16 protein-coding genes are annotated in these 20,472 nt (G+C 47.6%); 13 read left to right on the forward strand and 3 right to left on the reverse strand.

Features of this window, described 5'->3' with window-relative positions; all coding sequences use genetic code 11:
• Positions 1 to 228: 228 nt before the first annotated feature.
• Entirely contained in the window at positions 229 to 1,113 is an 885-nt protein-coding gene (locus EK374_RS09660; protein ID WP_127022550.1) for an MBL fold metallo-hydrolase, read from the reverse strand.
• Between the two features lie 168 nt (positions 1,114 to 1,281).
• On the opposite strand from EK374_RS09660, the gene EK374_RS09665 reads away from it, so the two are divergent.
• The 9 genes from EK374_RS09665 (at position 1,282) to EK374_RS09705 (ending at position 14,279) form a co-directional block, all read left to right on the forward strand.
• The gene (locus EK374_RS09665) at positions 1,282 to 2,175 is read left to right on the forward strand and encodes a LysR family transcriptional regulator (RefSeq protein WP_127022553.1); all 894 of its coding nucleotides are present in this window, start codon (positions 1,282 to 1,284) and stop codon (positions 2,173 to 2,175) included.
• Between the two features lie 284 nt (positions 2,176 to 2,459).
• Positions 2,460 to 3,479, forward strand: coding sequence for a LacI family DNA-binding transcriptional regulator (locus EK374_RS09670; RefSeq protein WP_127022556.1), 1,020 nt, complete (start codon positions 2,460 to 2,462; stop codon positions 3,477 to 3,479).
• A 131-nt stretch (positions 3,480 to 3,610) separates the two neighbouring features.
• On the forward strand, positions 3,611 to 6,316 hold the full coding sequence (locus EK374_RS09675; protein ID WP_164731855.1) for a TonB-dependent receptor: 2,706 nt from the start codon (positions 3,611 to 3,613) through the stop codon (positions 6,314 to 6,316).
• An 86-nt stretch (positions 6,317 to 6,402) separates the two neighbouring features.
• Complete coding sequence (locus EK374_RS09680) at positions 6,403 to 8,685, forward strand: alpha-N-acetylglucosaminidase (protein ID WP_127022562.1); 2,283 nt, start codon at positions 6,403 to 6,405, stop codon at positions 8,683 to 8,685.
• A gap of 56 nt (positions 8,686 to 8,741) precedes the next feature.
• On the forward strand, positions 8,742 to 9,818 hold the full coding sequence (locus EK374_RS09685; RefSeq protein WP_127022565.1) for an acyltransferase family protein: 1,077 nt from the start codon (positions 8,742 to 8,744) through the stop codon (positions 9,816 to 9,818).
• Positions 9,819 to 9,914: 96 nt separating this feature from the next.
• On the forward strand, positions 9,915 to 10,817 hold the full coding sequence (locus EK374_RS09690) for a BadF/BadG/BcrA/BcrD ATPase family protein (RefSeq protein WP_127022568.1): 903 nt from the start codon (positions 9,915 to 9,917) through the stop codon (positions 10,815 to 10,817).
• Positions 10,814 to 11,812, forward strand: a complete 999-nt coding sequence (gene nagB-II / locus EK374_RS09695; protein ID WP_206099328.1) for a glucosamine-6-phosphate deaminase NagB-II — start codon at positions 10,814 to 10,816, stop codon at positions 11,810 to 11,812. Before EK374_RS09690 ends, nagB-II begins: the two co-directional genes overlap by 4 nt.
• A complete protein-coding gene (nagA, locus tag EK374_RS09700; protein ID WP_127022571.1) occupies positions 11,809 to 12,951 on the forward strand; it encodes an N-acetylglucosamine-6-phosphate deacetylase in 1,143 nt (380 codons plus the stop codon). Before nagB-II ends, nagA begins: the two co-directional genes overlap by 4 nt.
• Positions 12,948 to 14,279 carry a sugar MFS transporter gene (locus tag EK374_RS09705; RefSeq protein WP_127022574.1) on the forward strand — a complete coding sequence of 444 codons (1,332 nt, stop codon included), beginning with the start codon at positions 12,948 to 12,950 and terminating at the stop codon, positions 14,277 to 14,279. The genes nagA and EK374_RS09705 overlap by 4 nt, the downstream gene beginning before the upstream one ends.
• 58 nt (positions 14,280 to 14,337) lie before the next feature.
• Here the strand turns inward: EK374_RS09705 and EK374_RS09710 are convergent, their stop codons facing one another.
• The gene (locus EK374_RS09710; protein WP_127022577.1) at positions 14,338 to 16,428 is read right to left on the reverse strand and encodes an amidohydrolase family protein; all 2,091 of its coding nucleotides are present in this window, start codon (positions 16,426 to 16,428) and stop codon (positions 14,338 to 14,340) included.
• Positions 16,429 to 16,692: 264 nt separating this feature from the next.
• Complete coding sequence (locus tag EK374_RS09715) at positions 16,693 to 17,064, reverse strand: hypothetical protein (RefSeq protein ID WP_127022580.1); 372 nt, start codon at positions 17,062 to 17,064, stop codon at positions 16,693 to 16,695.
• Between the two features lie 209 nt (positions 17,065 to 17,273).
• On the opposite strand from EK374_RS09715, the gene EK374_RS09720 reads away from it, so the two are divergent.
• From EK374_RS09720 to EK374_RS09735, 4 genes are all read left to right on the forward strand, one after another.
• On the forward strand, positions 17,274 to 17,558 hold the full coding sequence (locus tag EK374_RS09720) for a sensor histidine kinase (RefSeq protein ID WP_325049728.1): 285 nt from the start codon (positions 17,274 to 17,276) through the stop codon (positions 17,556 to 17,558).
• A 377-nt stretch (positions 17,559 to 17,935) separates the two neighbouring features.
• Complete coding sequence (locus tag EK374_RS09725) at positions 17,936 to 18,859, forward strand: chemotaxis protein CheV (protein ID WP_127022586.1); 924 nt, start codon at positions 17,936 to 17,938, stop codon at positions 18,857 to 18,859.
• 79 nt (positions 18,860 to 18,938) lie between these two features.
• Entirely contained in the window at positions 18,939 to 19,229 is a 291-nt protein-coding gene (locus EK374_RS09730; RefSeq protein ID WP_127022589.1) for a helix-turn-helix domain-containing protein, read from the forward strand.
• Entirely contained in the window at positions 19,219 to 20,427 is a 1,209-nt protein-coding gene (locus tag EK374_RS09735; protein ID WP_127022592.1) for a type II toxin-antitoxin system HipA family toxin, read from the forward strand. Before EK374_RS09730 ends, EK374_RS09735 begins: the two co-directional genes overlap by 11 nt.
• Positions 20,428 to 20,472: the final 45 nt, after the last annotated feature.

Raw genomic sequence — 20,472 nt, forward strand, 5'->3', positions numbered from 1 at the left:
GCAGGAATGAGCAGATTACGCAGGATTATCCTTTACTAAAACGGGATGACCCGTTAATTGATTGCCCCTTTGGCATGAGAGCAAATGAAAAAAACTCGCCTAATGTCGAGAAAAATGCTTTGACCAGGGATCCTTGGGAACAGAGATGGTGTTGAGCTATTTTTGCTATTTTGTTCTGCGGTAGGTTACAGCCGGGTTTTATCCCTGCTGTAACCTAATAAATGAGGGTTATTGACCCCACTTCATTTCGCCCATCATAACTTTAGCGCTTAAGTCTAAAATGCTATCACCACCAATGGCCGGGTACTTCTTTTTCATGGTGGCCACTAATTCGGCAGAATTGGCTGAAGTGGCGGCTGCTGCTTCAAAATCCTGTATGTAGTGATGAGTAAAGTTCACTGCCTGCAAAGTCATAGGCTTGTTACCCAACAAATGAGCTGGGATCACAGTCTCTGGCTTCAATTTTTTAATCACTTCCAGAGTTTTGTACCAGCTCTGACGTGATTCCGGGGTTTGAGTATCAGCTAAAAACACATGCATATTGCCAAACACCACAACGCCGCCCAGTACAGTTTTACTGGACGGAACCCAGACAAAGCTATGCTTAGGATCATGGCCATCAAGACCAATAATTTTCACTTGTTCCCCATCAACCAATAAGGTGTCATTTGGCAGTACATCAGGCACGACCAGTTTTTGTGGCGCATTGTCTTTCAGTATCGGTCCCCAGTAAGCTTTTTTGCCATCCATAGATTTTTTGATGTAGCTTTGCGTTTGCGCTGAGGCCAGTACTTTGGCATCCGGATAAGCTTCGGTGATCACATCCAGACCAAAGTAAAAATCCGGATCGCCATGGCTGATGTAAATAGTTGTCAGTTTTTTGCCTGATTGTTTAATCATCTCGACCACAGACAAGGCATCATTGCGCTGAAACTGGGCGTCCACCAAAATGGCTTCAGTTTTGCCGGTAATTAACACTGAACTGACTGGAAAGGTACTTTTGTCCTGTGGATTAAATACCGTCGTTTCTAAGCTTGCACCCAGGGCATTGGCTGATAGTGCCACCATGCCTGATAAAGCACTTGCCTGAACTAATTTGGTTAAAAATTTCATAATCACCTCTATGGTTACGGATGGAATGGCTGGTTAGCGACTGACAGCGAATTGTTGTAGCTTTGCCCAATTCAAAACCTGACTCAAAGTGTATGTTGCAATTACCTTGCAACAAACCCTAAAAATGGCAATAGTAAGTTGCATAAATCGAACATATAGTTGAAAGGCATGGACAGGATTAAAGCGGCTGAAGTTTTTGTAACTATTGTGGAGCAGGGCAGTTTAGTCGGAGCTGCTCAGGCTTTGGATATGTCACGTTCTATGGTGACCCGTTATCTGGCGGAAATGGAAGACTGGGCCAGTGCTCAACTGGTGCACCGCTCCACCCGGAAACTAACCCTAACAGCTGCGGGGGAAAAAGCCTTCAGCCATTGCCGTTCTTTATTGGATTTAGCCAAAGAGGTCGCAACGCCTTTGGCGCAAAATCTGGTGGCTGTGCCTGAAGGTACTATCCGTATTTCCTGTTCGCAATTTGTCGCTGAAAAATTATTGCCCCAGGTGGTGGATGCCTTTTTAGATGATTACCCCAAGGTACGTATTGATGTGCATGTCAGTAATCAGGTGACTCATCTGGTGGAAGACAGAATAGATTTAGCTATCCGTATTACCAACGAACTGGACCCAAATCTGATAGCGCGTCCGCTTGGTGTTTGCCGCTCTGTATTGTGCGCAACTGAAAGTTATTTAAAGCGTCGCGGTTATCCGGTGTATCCCGATGATTTGGCCTCCCATAACTGTTTAATGTATTCTAATTTTGGTAAAAGCTTGTGGCATTTCATCAAAGACGAACAGCCTGTGGTGGCCACCGTATCAGGCAATTACAGCGCAAATGAATCGTCGTTGCTACTGAATTCTGTATTAAAAAACCGTGGTATTTCTTTGCAGCCCCGGCATGCGGTGCAGGCATTGATTAACGAGAAAAAACTGGTGCAGGTATTACCGAGCTATGAAGCCGTTTCGCTGGGCATATATGCGGTTTATCGTTCCAGAAAACACCAATCTTTGGCGCTTCGAACCTTTATCGATCGGCTGGTTCCTTACTTTGAACAGGCAGAAACCTGAGTGCGACCTGCCTGTTTCAATCGCTCTCAAAGTGTTTATATGTTTTGGCGCTTTGGTTACACATCACCTGCTCAAAATCTGCTCGCACTCTACGCTGCCGCCATCGTGCTGATAAAGGCAAAGGCAAGGCTCCCACTTTGAATTAAAAATGGCCGTAATAAAAAGATATTTGGACAGCTTTCGGGTGAAGGTATAAAGTTCCTCTGCTTGGGGCTGCTTATTTTATCTGCCAGTTCCGTAACTTATGATGATTCAGTGAAGTCTGTACTGCAGATTGGAAATCTATGGCGGTTAAAAAACCTACGATCAAAGATGTGGCTCGCCTTGCGGGAGTTTCATTTAAAAGTGTGTCCAGGGTGGTGAATAACGAAGCCTGGGTCAGTGATGAAGTCAAAGCCAAAGTGCAGGCTGTGATTGAACAGTTAAATTACCAACCGAATCGCACGGCCCGGCTGATGCGCACGGCGCCTTTTTCGCTGGCTTTTGTCTATGACAACCCAAATAGCAACTATGTGATTGAAATGCAAAACGGTATTTTGTCACAATGTCGGAAAAAGGGCTTTGAGCTGGTGATCCATCCAACAGATTCAGGTTCTGAGCAGGTCAGGCATGAACTCACCAGTATGATTGGTACCAATCAGATTGGGGGGGTGATCCTGACGCCACCATTGTCTGAAAGCACTGAACTGGTCAGGCAGTTACTGGAGCAGCAAGCTAAAGTAGTTCGCATTGTGTCAGGTGCACAACCACCGGATGAGCTTTGCCCAACCATTTTCGTGGACGATGAGCAGGCGGGGCAGGCGATCACTGAACATCTGCTGGCTCAGGGCCATAAACGCATTGCCTTTTTGGGCTATCACAAAGATCACAAATCTTCATTGGGGCGCTATCACGGTTATTGCGCCGCGCTTAAAAATGCGGGTCTTGAGGTTCAGGACGAGCTGGTCATATCAGGTAATTTTACCTTTGATTCCGGCGTACAAATGACAGAACAGTTATTACAACTGGACAGCAAAGCCACAGCGCTTTTTGGTTGCAACGATGAAATTGCAGCCGGGGCTTTGTTTGTTGCCCGCAAACGTGATCTGAGGGTACCGCAGGATTTATCCATCGTAGGTTTTGAAAATAGTCCATTTTCCCGTCAGACCTGGCCAGGTTTGACGACTGTGCATCAACCTAATGCAGAAATAGCCGCTAAAGCCGCATCTATGCTGATAGCACTGATGCTGGAACCTGAGCAAGCACCGCTGGATTGCGGTTTTAAATTGCAACTCGTGTTAAGAGACTCTGTCGCCCCCATTTAATAAAATCTTTAAAAATCAAACTGTTAAAATCATTGTCAACGTTGTCAGATTTTCTATTGACAACGTTGACAGGTGGGTGCTAATTTAAATTCAGAGTGATGAATAAATCACCGATCAGAAAGCTCCGGATAATGGAACAGACGATCAAACACAATGATTGGCAACAAGAGAGCACAGGCATGAACAGGTTGAATCAGCACACCTTTGGAAAAAAGACAGTACTCGCTTCTATTTTGGCGACTTTATTTGTACCAGCCGTCACGCATGCGCAGGACAAAGCGGCTGAAGAAGAAAATGTGGAAGTGATCCAGGTCAGTTTCCGCGGCAGTCTGGCCGCAGCAGCAGATATCAAACGTCAGGACACTAAAATTACTGACGCTATTACCACCGAAGATATAGGTAAATTTCCAAGCGAAAACATTGCTGAAGCTATTCAGCGTATTCCGGGTGTACAAATTTCAAACGTTAACGGCCGTGGCTCAACAATCAGCGTCCGTGGTTTAGGTTCTCAATATGCCCGCACCACTTTAAATGGCCAGACCATGGCCAGTGCTGATTTCACCAGCGGCTTTCGTTTTGACATTATTCAAACCGAACTGGCATCTACCATTGAAGTGATCAAATCACCAACAGCCAATATGGATGCAGGTGGTTTATCCGGCACCATCAACATTGATACCGCGTCGCCTTTATCTTTTAGCGAGCGCAAAATTTTACTGTCAGGCAAAGGTCAGTACTCAGAGTTTTCGCCGACAGACGACATTACCCCTAAAGCTAACGCCACTTACATCGATCAGTTTGCCAATGGCACTGTAGGTGTATTGCTGAACTTTGGTTACCAGGAACTGGATGACAGAGTAGATAACTTCTGGATGGATCGCTGGTTTGTTGACTCAGCGACGGATGAAGTGACACCACGTCGTCCTCGTTACCGCCGAATCGACAGGGAAACAGAACGTGAGCTCTTTAATGGTACTGTGCAGTGGAAACCAAGCAGTGCTTTTGAAGCCAAGCTGACCACTGTGTATGCAGGGGACGATACCAAGCAGGATTTAAATCAGCAGGTGTTTTTGTTTAACGCCAACCAGATCACCCGTTTAGGTGATGCGGTGAATGGGGTGTACAACAGCATTCAGATTGATAACTTCACTACTGAAAATAACCGTCAGTTGGAAGATAAAGACGCCACTTCAGAAGCTTACACCCTAGAGCTGGATTACGACTGGCAAGACTGGAACTTTAGCAGCGTGATCCACCACACAGCGGGTGAAGCAAAGCACAACGAAGAAGCCGCTATTCTGGCCACAGTGATTTCACGTGCCACTCTGGATATTACAGACCCATCCAATGTCAGTTTTAACATTGCCGACAATCTGGCTGATCCGGCTTTGTATCCGGCCGTGATGCCACGTAATGAATATCCGAATGGTGCCAGTCGTTTGATGGAGTCGGATGAAACCGCTGTGCAATTTGATGCAGAGCGGGGGCTTGAACTGGGCTGGCTCACCAGCGTATCTGCCGGTGTTAAATATCGTAAAGAAAGCATGGACAGAGCAGTCTACCGTACCGACAGAGCTGCTATAGGTGATGCGGATCCAGCCGATTTACCTTCAATGGCTGACTATGGCTATATAGTTTCAGACTTCCTTGATAACAAAATGGATATTCAGCACAGCTGGATAGCGCCTAATATCATGGCCTACCGTGACGCCTTAACTGCTGAAGGTGTAACAGTTCCTACCTTATTTGCGGCTCAGTCCAGCTACTCTGTTGATCAAAGCATTTCTTCGGCCTATCTGATGACTGACTTTGAAACCGAAGTAGGCGGCATGCCACTGCGAGGCAATATAGGGGGCCGGTATGAGCGTACCGAGCGTGATATCAATACCTACATTACCGGTGACACCCACCCGGACAACGAAGAAATTAAGCTGGCGATAGGTGAAACCACCCAGGGCTTTAATTACGACAACTTCCTGCCAAGTGCCAACCTGGTGCTGGAATTAAACGACGATATGCAAGTACGTTTGGCGGCAGCAAAAGTACTGGTACGTCCTATGTTAACGTCCAACACTCAGTTGGCTGCCTCTGAAACTTCAGCGGCTAACTCTTTTGGTACCCGCACTTATACAGTGAATCTGGGCCAACCTGAACTGGCCGCATTGACCGCCAATCAGCTGGACTTAGGCTGGGAGTGGTATTACAGCGAAGGCGATTCCTTTACCGTGAACCTGTTCCAGAAAGACATCAAAAACGGCACTGTCAGCGAACTGATTTGTCCTGATCAATACGATGGCACCACGCTGAGTATGTCAGGTTCTGATTGTGTCGACAGCGTTGGTAATATCTATGACATCACCGCTATTTACAACGACAGCTCAGAGCTGACAGTCAAAGGGTATGAAATAGGCTGGAACCAGGGGCTGGATAACTGGTTACCTGTACCAGGTTTTGGTTTAAGTTCAAACTACACCCGTATACTGGTGGATGAAAGCGAAGGCTTTACACTGACCAACTCGTCAGAGCAAACCTGGAACATTACCGGCTACTGGGAAAACGATGACTACAGTGCCCGGGTTTCACTGAACCACCGCAGTCCTTATGTACAGGACAGCACTGATGCGTTTTTCGCCCGTGAAGGCCGCACTGTTGAAGGTCGTAATCAGATCGATGTACTGTTAGGCTGGAATATCAGCGAGCAGTGGTCAGTGCGTTTTGGGGCGCTGAATCTCAATGGCAAAGACGAAGAAGCTTATCGTGATGAGCAGACCCGTGCCTGGCAAACCACCAGCGTGATTGGCCGTAGTTACTATCTGGGTGTGAATTTCAGCCTGTAAGAACTGCAGCAGGAGCCGGCAAACACTGTCGGCTCTTGACTGCTCAACTCTGTTGGGATCACAGGATAACAAGAAGGAAAAATCCGATGAATTCGTTTCGTCTTAGTGTGGCTGCCTGTTGCGTGGTAACAGGGCTTTTGAGTGGCTGTTCTCCGGCACAATCGCCGCAGCAAACATCGCCGCAACAAACTCCAACTGCGATTACAGTCGTCACTCAGGCAGACAGCACAGCGGTTAAACCGGTACGGGATTTATTTGAGCGTGTCGCGGGCAAGGCGGTACCTAATGTGCATTTTATGTTGCTGAAGGATGACCAGACGGATTGGTATCAAATTGAAGCCCGCGATGGCCAGCTCTATGTCAGTGCCAATGCGCTGACCGCTTTAAGTTACGGTACTTACGAATATTTGCGTCAAATTGGTGTGATGTCGGTCAGCTGGGAGGGTAATCGTATCGCGTTACCAGAAACTTTTGCCGATCATCAGCCTGAACGGGTCAGTTCTTTATTTAAACAACGTGCTTATCTGAACGTCTGTGCTTATGGTTATTCCACACCCTGGTGGGGCTGGACCCGATGGGAGCAGGAACTGGATTGGATGGCGCTGCATGGTGTGAATAACCCAGTGGCAATGGAAGGTCAGGAATTTGTCTGGCAACAACTCTGGCGAGAGTTTGGGGTGAAAGATTCAGAGTTGGCGAGTTATTTCTCAGGCCCGGCTTTTACACCCTGGCAGCGTATGGGCAATATTGAAGGCCACGAAGGCCCTTTACCTGACGCTTATATAGAGAAAAAACGTCAACTGCAAAAACAGATTATGGCGCGTATGGCCGACTACGGCATGAAACCAGTAGTGCCGGCATTCTCAGGTTACGTGCCGAAGCAATTTAAAACCTTATTCCCGCACGCGAAAATTTCCGCTATGCCCACATGGTCAGGTTTTGCTAATGAAACTTATTGGCTGGACCCAGCCGATCCACTTTTTGCCAAAGTAGCCAAACGTTTTATTGAGCTTTATAACGCCGAATATGGTGAGCAGCAGTATTACCTGCTGGATGCTTTTAATGAAATGTTGCCACCTGTGTCCAAAGATAAACGTTATCAGGATTTAGCAGGGTACGGCGAAGCCTTGTACCAGTCGCTGGCGCAATCTGTGCCCAATGCCACCTGGGTGATGCAGGGCTGGATGTTTGGTTCGGATCAGCATTTTTGGGATCTGAAGTCTATCGAAGCCTTTTTAAGCAAGGTGCCTGACAACAAGCTGATGATCCACGATATAGGCAACGACAGATTTGATGTCTGGCAAAAAGCTAAAGGTTTTTACAACAAAGACTGGGTCTTTGGCTTTATCCATAATTATGGCGGCAGTAACCCTGTGTATGCCGACTTTGATTACTACAAAGAAAAAGTGGATACCGCGTTGCATCATGCCGACAAAGGCAATCTGACCGGTTACGGTGTGTTCCCAGAAGGTATTCACAGCACTTCTGTGGCGTATGAATATATGTTTGATGTGGCCTGGCAAGGTCAGGCGACAGCGACCAGTGATTGGTTAGAGCATTACCTCAAAGCCCGTTATGGCGCTGTCAGTCCTGCTTTATTGTCGGCCTGGAATAAGCTCTACAAAGCAGTATTTAGCACTAAGTACTGGGAACCTCGCTGGTGGGAAGGTTCTGCCGGAGCTTATCTGCTCTTTAAACGGCCTTCGCTGGATTATCTGCGCTACACAGGAGCTCCCGGTAATCTGGTGTTGCTGGATCAGGCATTACGTGAATTAGTGGCTTTACCTGAAAGCGAGCGCAGTGAATTACTCAAGTACGACCTTATTGACCTAAGTCGCCATGCCGTGACTCAGCATATAGATATGCTGTTGCAACACAGCATGCTGGCTTATCAGCAGGGCGACATCAAGCAGGGTGATGACTGGCGCCAGCAGGCCAAAGCCTTGATCCTGGGGGTTGACGCGCTGATCGGTGGTCAACAGGAAAGCTTACATAGCTGGGTGAAAGAGGCCCGTGACTATGCGGATACTCCAGAGCTTGCTGCACTATACGAGCGCAACGCCAAACGTCAGGTGACCAGTTGGGGTGGCTTGAAGCTGAAAGACTACGCGTCCAAAGCCTGGCAGGGCATGTATGCCGATTTTTATCTGCCACGTTGGGAACTAATGTTTGATGCGCAGCGCAAAGCAGCCCAAGAGGGCAAAGCTTTGGACAAAGCCGCTGTAGAGCAACAACTGGTCGATTGGGAAGCTGCCTGGCTGGATAAGCCGATAAAAGCACCTACTGAGCAACCTGCCGACGCTTTTGCAGCAGTAGCCGCTTTGCAGGCGTTGGTGACAGCCAGTAAAGCTCCACCTTCAAATCTATAACTTTTTAACTTGCGCTGTGCGCTCTTGCTAAGGGAGCCGCACAGCAGGAATTTTTTATGCAAGCACAACGTTTATTGGCGTTAGATTTATTCCGGGGCCTGACCATAATTCTGATGATTATGGTCAACAGCCCCAACACCTATGGCGAATTTTCCCATGCTTATTGGGATGGCGTGACTTTCGCCGATTTTATTTTCCCATTTTTCCTGATCATTGTTGGTGTGGCTATCGCCATAGGCATGCGACCAGTTGAGCGCAGCGCTGAAGAATTATCAGCACTTCGCCTTAAAGTACTGCGCCGCACATTGATCATGTTTGGCTTAGGTATAGTGGTCAATCTGATGTATCTGAAGTTTGCCGATATCCGCATTCTGGGGGTGCTGCAACGTATCGCTGTGGTTTATCTGGTGTGCTCCTTGTTGGCCATGCGTTGCAGTACTAAAAGACTGGTGCAGATCATGGGCTTTATTCTGGTCAGCTACTGGTTGTTGATCTTACTGGTACCAGCCCCTGGTTTAGCCGCAGGTAAACTGGAGCGGGGGGCCAACCTGATTAACTGGTTCGACAGCGCCTTTTTACCTGGCATGTTATGGCGTGGCACCTGGGATCCTGAAGGTATTCTGAGTACCTATCCTGCTATTGCCAGTGGTTTATTTGGTGTGCTGATGGGGCGGCTGGTGCTGGCGTATAAACAACAATTGCCGCAACTGGTGATGTCGTTGTTTGTGTTGGGCTTTTGCAGCTTTTTACTCGGCTGTCTGTGGAGTTTGTTTTTCCCATTTATTAAGCAAATCTGGAGCAGCTCTTTTGTGCTGGTCTCCAGTGGGATGGCGAGTATGGTGTTGGCCTTGTTGATTTGGTTCTCTGATGTCAAAGGTTACCAACAGTTGACCCGCATTCCGCTGATCTTTGGCGCCAATGCCATAGTGGCTTATGTGCTGCATGTGGCGATGGAAAAACTGCTGGAAGTGCCGGTGGCTGGTCAGTCAGTGCATGGGGCTTATCAACACTGGGTTGCGGCTTTAGGCTGGAACCAGTTTTTCAGTGTTGGTGTCTGGATCGCGGCTTTTCTGGTGCTTTGTTATCTACCGGTCTGGTGGCTGTATCAGCGCAAAATTTTCGTAAAAATTTAACAGATCCAGGTTCTGCACACCAGCTCGCTTTACCAGCTGGTATGCCCTTGGTTTGCCCAAAAACTGACCTGAAAGGGGATACGGGTGATACAACAGATGCAAAAAACAGTGACGCAACACGAACCACTTTTTATTGGTGTGGATGGCGGCGGCACTAAATGTAAAGCCAGACTGGAAAGCAGAAGCGGTGCCTTATTGGCCGAAGCCGTGACAGGGCCTGCTAATCCGGCGACGGATTTTGCTGTGGCGGTGGATTCTATACTGCTGGCTTGTCAGCAGGTGGTACAACAGGCCGGTTATACCAACGCAGCTTTGGCTTATTGTCATGTGGTGATGGGGTTAGCTGGAGTGAATGTGCCTCGTGTGCAAAGCCAGATGCAACATTGGTCTCACCCTTTTGCCAGTTTGACTGTGACCACAGATTTACATATTGCCTGCCTGGGGGCTCACGCCGGGCGGGATGGCGCTATTTTAATCACAGGCACAGGCACAGCGGCTTTTTCGACGGTAAGCAATCAGCAGTTTTTATTTAGTGCCCAGGGTTTTCCACTTGGTGACAGAAGCAGTGGGGCCTGGTTTGGCTGGCAGGCGGTGTGCGCCACTCTGGATAGCCTGGATGGCTTAACAGATGAAACAGAGCTGACTAAAACCATTTGCCGGACTTTAGGTGTGCGTAGCAATACTGATCTAATCAGCTGCTGCATAGGCTACAAAGCAACGGACTATGCCCAGTTAGCGCCGCTGGTCTTAAGGTATCAGCAACTGGCTGATCCGCATGCGCTGGATATTACCAGGCGAGGTCTGGATTATATTCAGGCGTTATTAAAACGATTGCTTAATACCGCAGCTCCCCGAGTCGCCATGATTGGCGGTCTGGCTCCATTTTTAGCCGACTTATTACCTACAGACTTACAACAACAGCTCAGCCCTGTGCTGGGCCCACCTGAGGTCGGCGCAGTGGCGCTGGCCCGACAGCTTTTTGCGGAGAAAGCAGCATGACATTGATGCGGGAAGAAGCCAGTTCAAGCTGGCAAAAAATTCAACAACAGAATCAGAGTAACAATGCCTTATATCAGCAACTGGCTGAGAAGATCCGAGACTTCGAACCTGCTTTTGTTTATATGGTCGGCCGTGGCACTTCAGACCACGCCGGTGTGTTTGCCCGTTACCTGATTGAAGTGGAATTAGGTGTGGTTGTGGCTGCTGCTGCGCCTTCAGTGGCCAGTTTATTCTCAAGGCAGTTAAAGCTGAATAAGGCATTGGTGCTGCTGATTTCCCAGTCGGGCCGTAGTGAAGATTTATTGGCACAGGGCCGGGCGGCCAAACAAAGTGGCGCTTTAGTTGTGGCGCTGGTGAATGACATCAGCTCGCCACTGGCCGCTTTAGCAGACTATGCCATTCCGTTATTGGCAGGGCCTGAAAAAGCAGTAGCAGCGACCAAAAGTTACCTTTGTACCTTGTCTGCTCTGCTACAACTGGTCGCGCACTGGAAGCAAGACCAAGAGCTGCTGGATGCTTTAGATACATTGCCTATGGCTTTAAAATTAGTGACAGAACAGCCAGCCCAGCTGCATGCAGATAACATCAAAACGCTGCGTCATTGTGTGGTGTTAGGGCGGGCTTTTGGTTACGCCATATCCAGAGAAATTGCACTCAAGATTAAAGAAGTCTGTGGTATCCAGGCGGAAGCCTTCAGCAGTGCTGAGTTTTTACATGGCCCTATTTCGTTACTGAATCAGCCTTTGACGCTGATAAATGTGCAGCTAAATGATGAAAGTAGCGAAGCACATCAGGCCCAGATAGCAGAAGTGAAAAAACGTGGTGGTGTGGTTCTGACCTTGGCTTTAAATGCTGCACAGCAGTCTATTCACCCACGATTACAGCCTTTATTGCTGATGCAACGCTTTTATCTGGATATTGAGGCTGTGGCTGTGGCACTTGGTCAGAACCCGGATGCGCCTGTGGGCCTGAACAAAGTGACCAGTACCTTATGAACAGCATTTATGTTTCGCATTGTTTTGATGGCAAAGAGCTGCAGCAGGATGTGCGGCTGGACTGGCAACAGGGCCGTATTATTTCGCTGCAATCCGGCGTAAAACCACAGCTTCAGCCCCAGTTGCAAGGCTTACTTTGTGCTGGTTTTATTGATATTCAGGTCAACGGCGGCGGCGGGGTGTTATTTAACCAGTTGCCTGATATCACAGCGCTAAAAACCATCAGCAAAGCTCATCTTGGCTTTGGCACTACTGGCATGTTGCCGACAGTGATCACCGACAGTTTGCAGGTGATGCAAAATGCTGCTGATGCTGTGGCTGAACTCTTGCCAGAGCCACTGCATACGGTGCTGGGCATTCATTTTGAAGGCCCGCATTTATCAGTTGCTCGCCGGGGTATTCATCCTGCAGAGCAAATACGGCCTTTGTCGGATAAAGAAATGCAGCTGATGTGTCGTAAAGACATAGGCAAAGTGATGGTGACAGTTGCGCCCGAAACTGTGCCTGTGGAGCAAATTCGCGAGCTTGTGGCTCAAGGCGTTATGGTGAGTCTGGGGCATTCGGCTGCCACTGCAGAACAAGCTCAGGCCGCTATAGAGGCAGGAGCCCGCTGTTTTACCCATTTGTTTAATGCGATGTCACCACTGACCAGCCGTGAACCCGGTATGGTAGGGGCTGCGTTGGCCAGCCCGCAGGTGTATTGTGGTTTGATTTTGGATCATTTACATGTGCATCCACTGTCGGCTCGTATTGCGGCTTTGTGCAAAGGCGAAGACAAACTGATCCTGGTGACAGATGCGATGGCCCATACCGGCAGTGAGCTGCAGGTATTGCCTTATTTGCAGACAGAAATCCGGCGGGATGGCCTGAAACTAACTTTACCTGAAGGTACTTTGGCAGGCTCAGCCCTTGATATGAATACAGCCTTGCGGCATTTTTGTCAGGACTTAGCCTTGCCGCTAAGCGCTGGTTTAAAGGCTTTAAGTGCCAACCCGGCGCGCTTAGTTGGGCTGGATGATATGGGGCAGTTACAAGCTGGCGCTGTAGCCAATATGTTGCTGTTAGACAATAATCTGAACATGCAGCGCTGCTGGCTGCACGGCGTGGAACAACAGAATAATAAAAAGGAAGCTCTATGAGTAAAGTAACTCAAAACCTATCAGACCATTCGTCAGACAACTCATCAAGTCTGCAGCCGATCATCATTATCGGCGTGTTGTTTTTTATGTTTGGTTTTATTACCTGGCTCAATGGCGCGTTGATCCCGTTTTTACAACTGGTGTGCCAGTTGGGCGAGTTTCAGGCACTTTTAATCGCCTTTAGTTTTTATATTGCCTACGTAGTGATGGCTTTACCTATGGCTCGCGTGCTGGCCTGGTCGGGCTATAAAAACGCCATGTCTATTGGTCTGGGGTTGATTGCTTTGGGCTGCGCTTTATTTATTCCGGCGGCTTACAGCCAGCAGTTTGGCGTGTTTTTACTGGCGCAGTTTGTGGTGGGTTCGGGTTTAACTTTGCTGCAAACCGCTTCAAATCCTTATTTAGTGCGGGTAGGGCCAGAACATTCTGCTGCAGCCCGTATTTCGTTAATGGGTATTTTGAATAAAAGCGCAGGTGTATTAGCACCTTTGGTATTTACCTGGCTGGTATTACAGGACTTAGGCCATATCACGGCGGATAGTCTGGCGCTGTTAAGTGAAGCAGACCGTGAGCAGCAATTAACGCTGTTAGCCTCACAGCTGATGGCTCCTTATGCAGGTATTGCTGTGGCTATTTTACTCTTGGCTGTGGGACTGCGTTTTTCGGCTTTACCGGATTTACCGGCAGAAGAAGCGCCAGTCAGCAGCGATGGCAGCGAAACATCCATCTGGCAACATCGTCATCTGGTGTTAGGTGTTGTGACTTTGTTTTGTTATGTCGGGGTAGAAGTGATAGCAGGGGATACCATAGGTTTATTAGGTTCTGCACTCAATGTTCAGGGCGCTACTACTTTAGCTTCTTATACTATGGCTTTTATGGTGTTGGGCTATAGTCTGGGTTTGTTGCTGGTCCCTAAGGTGTTGTCGCAGCGTCAGGCATTGGCACTATCTGCTGCTTTAGGTTTGGTGTTATCAGTGAGTATTCTGGTCTCTGAACCCGGCAACACAGGCATTTCTGCACTGTTATGGGGTTGGGCTGGTATTCCGCTATTACCGGATCCGATCAGTCTGGTGGCTTTGTTAGGCCTGGCCAATGCGTTGGTATGGCCTGCTGTCTGGCCTTTGGCACTGGCGGGTTTAGGTTCACTGACACCCAAAGCTTCAGCCCTGCTGATTATGGGCATAGCAGGTGGTGCTTTACTACCCCTGTTGTACGGTGCTTTATCCCAACACTTGGGTGCCATAGCAGGCTATGTGGTGCTGTTGCCTTGTTATGCAATGATTTTGTATTACGCCCTGCATGGTTGTCAGGTGAAATCCGCCAGGTAAGAAACAAAAGCCTCTGAGTTTTTCAGAGGCTTTTTTATGGGGCTGCTATAAGGTTTTGTTAATGCAAATGACGGTGACCTTGTTTGGTTTTGCCACCACCTTGGCCTTTGTCTGTATCAAAGTCGCGGATTTTTACCTGGTCTTTCACGAAAGGTTCTACACCCAGTTTTTGGTATAAATCGGCTGGCACCATAGCTTTGCCCTGAGTGATCACCAACGCCAGTTTGCGGATATCCGCTATGTTTTTAGTTGGATCGCCGTCTACCAGCAATAAGTCGGCATCAAAACCTACTTTGATCTGGCCTTTATGCTGTTCTACCTTGCTATAACGGGCGCCGTTTAAGGTGGCAACCTGCAAAGCTTCAGCAGCCGTCAGACCTGCTTTCACCAATAACTCCAGTTCGCCTTGCAAAGTAAAACCTGCCAGCTCGTCTGTACCTGCAACCACAGGTATACCAGCTTTGTACATCATGCCGACAAACTCCACCATTTTGGCGTAGGAAGTGGCATAACGTTGTGCAGTAGCCTCATCCGGTATATCCAACTCGGCACGGGCATAAGAACGCTGAACATCAGGTGGCAGGTGTTTGACTATGGCGCGCCATGGTTCACCTACTGTGCCATCGGTTTTTTTCAGGAAATCAAAAGTCGCCAACGTTGGGTCGACAGTTAGATTGTTGGTTTTTAGCAGACGGATAAAGTCCTGTACTGCTTTGCCGTTTAAATCCAGATCTGCCACTTGTTTAGCTGGCAGATAAAACCTGTCTAAGGTGCGGGTATCAGTGTCAGGCTTGACCAGGAAATTCAGCATTAACTGATTAATATGCTGAATTTCATCAAAACCTGCAGCTATTGCATCTTCAGCTTTTAAAAATGCCGGCACATGGCCACTGACTCTTAATCCACGGCTATGAGCATAAGCCACAGTGTCTTTGAGTATTTCTTTCGGGAAAGAGTTGTAGATTTTCAGCTGCGGATAACCATGAGCTGCATACCAGTCGATGGCGTTTTTTGCTTCAGCGAGATCTTTGATGACAAAACCATTGCGGGCGGAAAAGGCGCTTTCACCTTCCAGAAAACCAGTAGGCACTATGGTCGGGGCCAGTAGTTTGTCAGTGTCGATTTCATCGATCATTTGTTGCAAAGTAGCGTTGTCATTGCCCATATCACGCAAGGTGGTGACACCAGCCGCTAAATGCAGCGGGCCTTCCCAACGTGAAAGGTGACCATGCATATCAAACAGACCTGGCAATACAATACGGTTGGCTGCATCAATTTCATGTTCAACCGGGCTTTGTAGCGAACCTGCTGGCACTATGCTGGTGATTTTGCCGCGTAGCAGATAGATGTCACTTGAGGCACTTAGTTTCAGCGTTTGGCTGTCAAAGATACGGGCATTGCGCACTATCGTCAGGCCTCTGAGTTTTTTCGGCAATAGCGCCAGCTTTTCCAGTAAAAGCGTTTCAGCTTTTTGCTGGATATCAAGCATAGCTTTGGCATTCTGCTGCCAGCCTTCTTCAATCAGAGTAAGGTAACCTGGGATCAAATAAGCAAACATCCGCGGATTTTCACCTTGGGTAGCCCAGACAAAATTTGGCTCAAAACCTACGCCGGTTTGCACCAATAACTGCACTTGCTGCTTTTCACCACCGTTATCAACTATAAGTTCGCTGACAACCTCCTGAGTTAAAGTGCCGCTTGGTAATAAAGGTAAAGAGTTTTTACCACTTTTGGCCATAGCAGCTATCGCAATAGACGACAGGTAAGGTGAGCCGTCTACCGGCAGATACAAGGCGTTTTGCTGATACCTGGCTTTGCTTTGTTCTTTGCCTGTGCTCCAGCTGGCGTCAATGCCTGTCACTTTAAAGGTTTCGTTAATGACAGAGCCAAAGGTGGTATTGCCTTTGGCCTGATAATCCTTAATAAATCCCTCTTTGTTTAAACTGATTTTTTCATCCAGTTCAGGGCCACGGCCGTTGTCTTTAAAGATGTAGCGGACGCTGATTTCACCCTCGTCATCCACATGAACAATCTGCTCGCCGGCTTTGACACCATTGTCGACCAGAATAGTGTAAGAATACTGCTCATCCGCCCACACCGGGCCGGAGCAAGCTAACAAAGTCAGCAGACTTAATGCTTTGATTTTCATTGTAAGTTCCATGGTTTTTGTTCTGACAGCCACAGCTTAAAACAAATTGAACTCGGAGTGTAAAAATTGCGGGAAGGGAAGTGTATTGCAGGTGGCTTTCAGATCTTTATAAAAGCACTGCAGCTAAAGTTAAGGTCAGATTCTTTTTCAGGTTAGTCATTATGTAACTCCGGTTGTTGTTGGCAGGATGAGCACTCGCTTCAGTGAAGATGTGGCTTTATCCATTGAAAAAACTCAAAAATGATTACGTCAAGTCGTGCTGGTTTAAGGTTGGATATCTTTTGCTCTGGCGTTAAAAGCGCGAACTTTGCGGGACATAGGCTGAATATGCGCGGCCAGTTGCGGCCATTTTTGATGAAGCTCTTGGTGAGCAAACTGGCGCAGCTGGCGGATGGTTTCCGGCGGTTCTTGGGCCCTGATTTGCTCTGCTTCAGCACCTTGCAGAGTTCTGTCATAACTCGGCACTCGTCTGGGAGTGATCAGGATCAGGATTGACTTTTTGTATGACTGCCTGGTGCTTTTCGAAAACAGGTTTTTAATACCAGGGATATCTTTAATCAGTGGTACGCCAGAGCTGCCTGAAATCACTTCACTTTCCATCAAACCAGACATAGACCAAAGGCCCTGACGTGGCATCAGCAAAAGCTGCTGTAACGGGGAGAGATAAAGGGGGGGGCTGAGCCTGTCAGCTGTGGCGTCACCACAGTATCACCTGACTGGTAGGAGGTTTGCCACTGAGTAAGGCGTTGACTCAGTTTCTGTAAAGATTCCAGGTTATTTGCATCCAGCTTCAGCGCATAGGCTGCGGCAAGCTGAGCTTGTTTGATCCCTGAAGCTCATTGCACGTGCTGCGCATTTTACAAGAAGCCTTCACTAATATTATTAAGCATACCAAGGCAACAGAAGTGACTCTGATGACCAGCCAGGTTGAAGATTTTGTGTTGGTAAAAATTACGGACAATGGCAGCGGCTTTGAATTGAATGAAGCGCTGCACAATGGAGGCCGTGGCCTGGCTAGTCAGCTGCACAGAGCTCAGGCTATTGGCGCGGAAGTCAGTTGGTTATCAGATCCCACTCAGACTTCAGTGATGCTCAAGTTACCGATTAAACAAAAGGCTTTTGCAGGATAAATTAAAACTCGGGACAAAGAGGTGTTAAATCCTGAGCATTGTGTTGATTTACTGCGTTAAAGTTTCTTTGTTTTCCGCTGTTTATCTTTTGTATGCCAGCTATGCTAATAACGAGTTGGCATTATTCTGTTCAAGGTGCTTTTAATCTGTTTGCATACTGTTGCTAATTTTTAGTTTTTATCGTATTTTTCATTTTTTAAGCAGTGATTCATGATTGTAGTCAAAACTGTTCTGAAGCTTTGTGTGTATAATAATCAGGAATTAGTAAAAAATACTTAAGTAAATCCTATATTTAGTCGGTTAACCAAGCCAGACATCCAGTGGTGTTATTAAAAGCCTGCACGGGCGACATAATTTAAGTTGAAGAGGTGTACCCTATGACCAGTTTGATGAATTCAGTTGACCAACGCACCAATATTGTCGGTCAAAATCGCCTCGAACTTTTAATGTTTCGTCTGCATGGGCCTCAGCCTTATGGCATCAACGTGTTCAAAGTGCGTGAAGTGATACGTTGCCCTGAACTCAGTGAACTACCTGGAGCTAATCCTCATGTGCGCGGTATAGCGCATTTACGGGGCGTTCCGGTCACCGTCATCGACTTAAGTCAGGCGACTGGCGGCAAACCTATCTCCGATTTATCCAATGCTTTTATTCTGGTGACTGAATACAATCGTAATACTCAGGGCTTTTTAGTTGGAGGCGTTGACCGCATTGTCAACGTCAATTGGGAGCAAATTTTACCTCCGCCTCACGGGGCAGGTCGTACGCATTATTTAACTGCTGTAACTGAAGTTGATAAAAAACTGGTGCAAATTATTGATGTAGAGAAAGTATTCTCTGAAATTTCTCCAGTTGATGAAACGGTCAGTGAGTCGGTGAAAGAAAAAGCCAAAAATGCAGACTTCAAAGATTTAACCGTATTAGTGGCAGATGATTCAGCAGTAGCCCGTAATCAGGTGAAACGAGCCTTGTCTACCATAGGTATCAATGTTGAAACTGTGAATGATGGTCGTCTGGCACTGAACTGGCTGGAAGCTAAAGCGCAGGAGTTGGGTGGTGATATCTCCGGCAAAGTACCACTGATTATTTCTGATATCGAAATGCCTGAAATGGATGGATATACCCTAACGGCCGAAGTGAAAGCCAATGAACATCTGCGCCATGTGCATATCATTCTTCACTCTTCGTTAAGTGGTGTCTTTAACGAAGCCATGGTGAAAAAAGTTGGTGCCGATCAGTTTATTGCCAAGTTCCACCCTGATGAGTTGGTTTCTGCTGTTCAGCAGTGGATGAACAGCTAGTCACTACAGAACCTTTCTGCTTTACCAATTTCAGATATTTGTCTATTATAGCAGTCATTAATCACTTAATGACTGCTATATGATGCATAATTCCATTGATTTACTTCTAAAACAATGGGGCACTTTAATTCAGAGTTGCCGTGCTGAACGCGAAAGCCAAAGTCAGTTTGCCAAACGTTTAGGCGTGGGACGTTCTACTGTATCTGCACTGGAAAATGGCAGTGCCCAGGTGGCTGTGGGTACTTATCTACAGGCTATGCTGGTGCTGGGATTAGCAGGCTCTTTTGGCGACTGGCTGAGCCAGCAAGAGCAGGATCAGCAACGACAGCGTTTTCGGCATCCGGTCCAGAGGCTGGATAATGATTTCTGATCCACTTAACCCCCGTTGTTATGTGTTTGTTGAAGGCCTGCAGGCTGATGCTGTGATCTGTGCTGTATTTGAGCTCGATCTGGCTTCAGGTACAGGCTACTTTCGTTACGGTAAATCCTGGCTAGAACGCCCTGACGCCTTTCCGCTGGACCCTTTGCATTTACCTTTATCTGAGCAAGAGTTTATCTGTCGTTTGCCAAAAGCCGTGTTTGGCGTCTTGTCTGATGCAGCTCCTGATAGCTGGGGTCGTAAACTGATGTTGTCGCTGCATAGCACTAAACCTCAACATGAAGTCGATTTTTTACTGGCAGGCAGTGGTGAAGGCGTAGGTGCCTTAGCTTTTAGCTTGTCGCGGCATCAGGCGAAAAAGAAAATTGCTAAAAACCAGTTTGCTGATCTACAGAGCCTGACCCAAAGTAAAAATGATCTGTTGGCCCACAACAGTTTAAGTGCCGAAGCGAAAAAAGCGCTGGAGTATGGCATCAGCATGGGCGGCGCCCGGCCTAAATCTTCTGTGCAGGACGGCGATAGGTTGTATCTGGTTAAATTTAACAAAGCCGATGATTTGGTGAATATGGCCAGAGTTGAACACGCCACTTTAACACTGGCACAGCAGTTTGGGATTCGGGTGGCGCACAGCAAAGTGGTGCAAACTGGCTTTGAGGATGTTCTGCTGATCGAGCGTTTTGATCGCAGTGCCAGTCAGATCCACTCTCATTTTATCAGCGCTGAATCGTTGTTTTCTGAACAAAAAGTGTCGGAGCTGAGTTTAAAAATCAGCTATGGTTATCCGGCTTTGGCTGAAATTTTACGTCAGTACAGTATTGAGCCTTCAGACAGTGAAGAACTGTTTCGGCGCATGCTGTTTAATCTGCTGGTAGGCAATACAGACGATCATGGCCGCAACCATGCATTACTATTGGATTTGACCAGCAAACACTGGCGCTTGTCGCCAGCTTACGACATGGTGCCTGTGAATAATTCGCGCCAGCATGCAATGGGCTTAGGAGACTTTGGCCGTGCCGGTACAGTGGAAAACGCCTTAAGCCAATGCAGCCGTTTTGGTTTAAAGCTAAACAAAGCCAGGCAGATAGTGGCAGAAGCTGAACTGCTTATTCGAAGCTGGCCGCAGCATTTTAGCAAGGCTGGTGTTTCAGCTGCTGACATTGAAGTGTTAAAAGCTCTGATCCCACACTGATTGAGCTGCTGCAGTAGCACAATTTTCTGTTAGAATCGCCGTACT

Source organism: Rheinheimera mangrovi (assembly GCF_003990335.1).
Taxonomy (GTDB): Bacteria; Pseudomonadota; Gammaproteobacteria; order Enterobacterales; family Alteromonadaceae; genus Pararheinheimera; species Pararheinheimera mangrovi.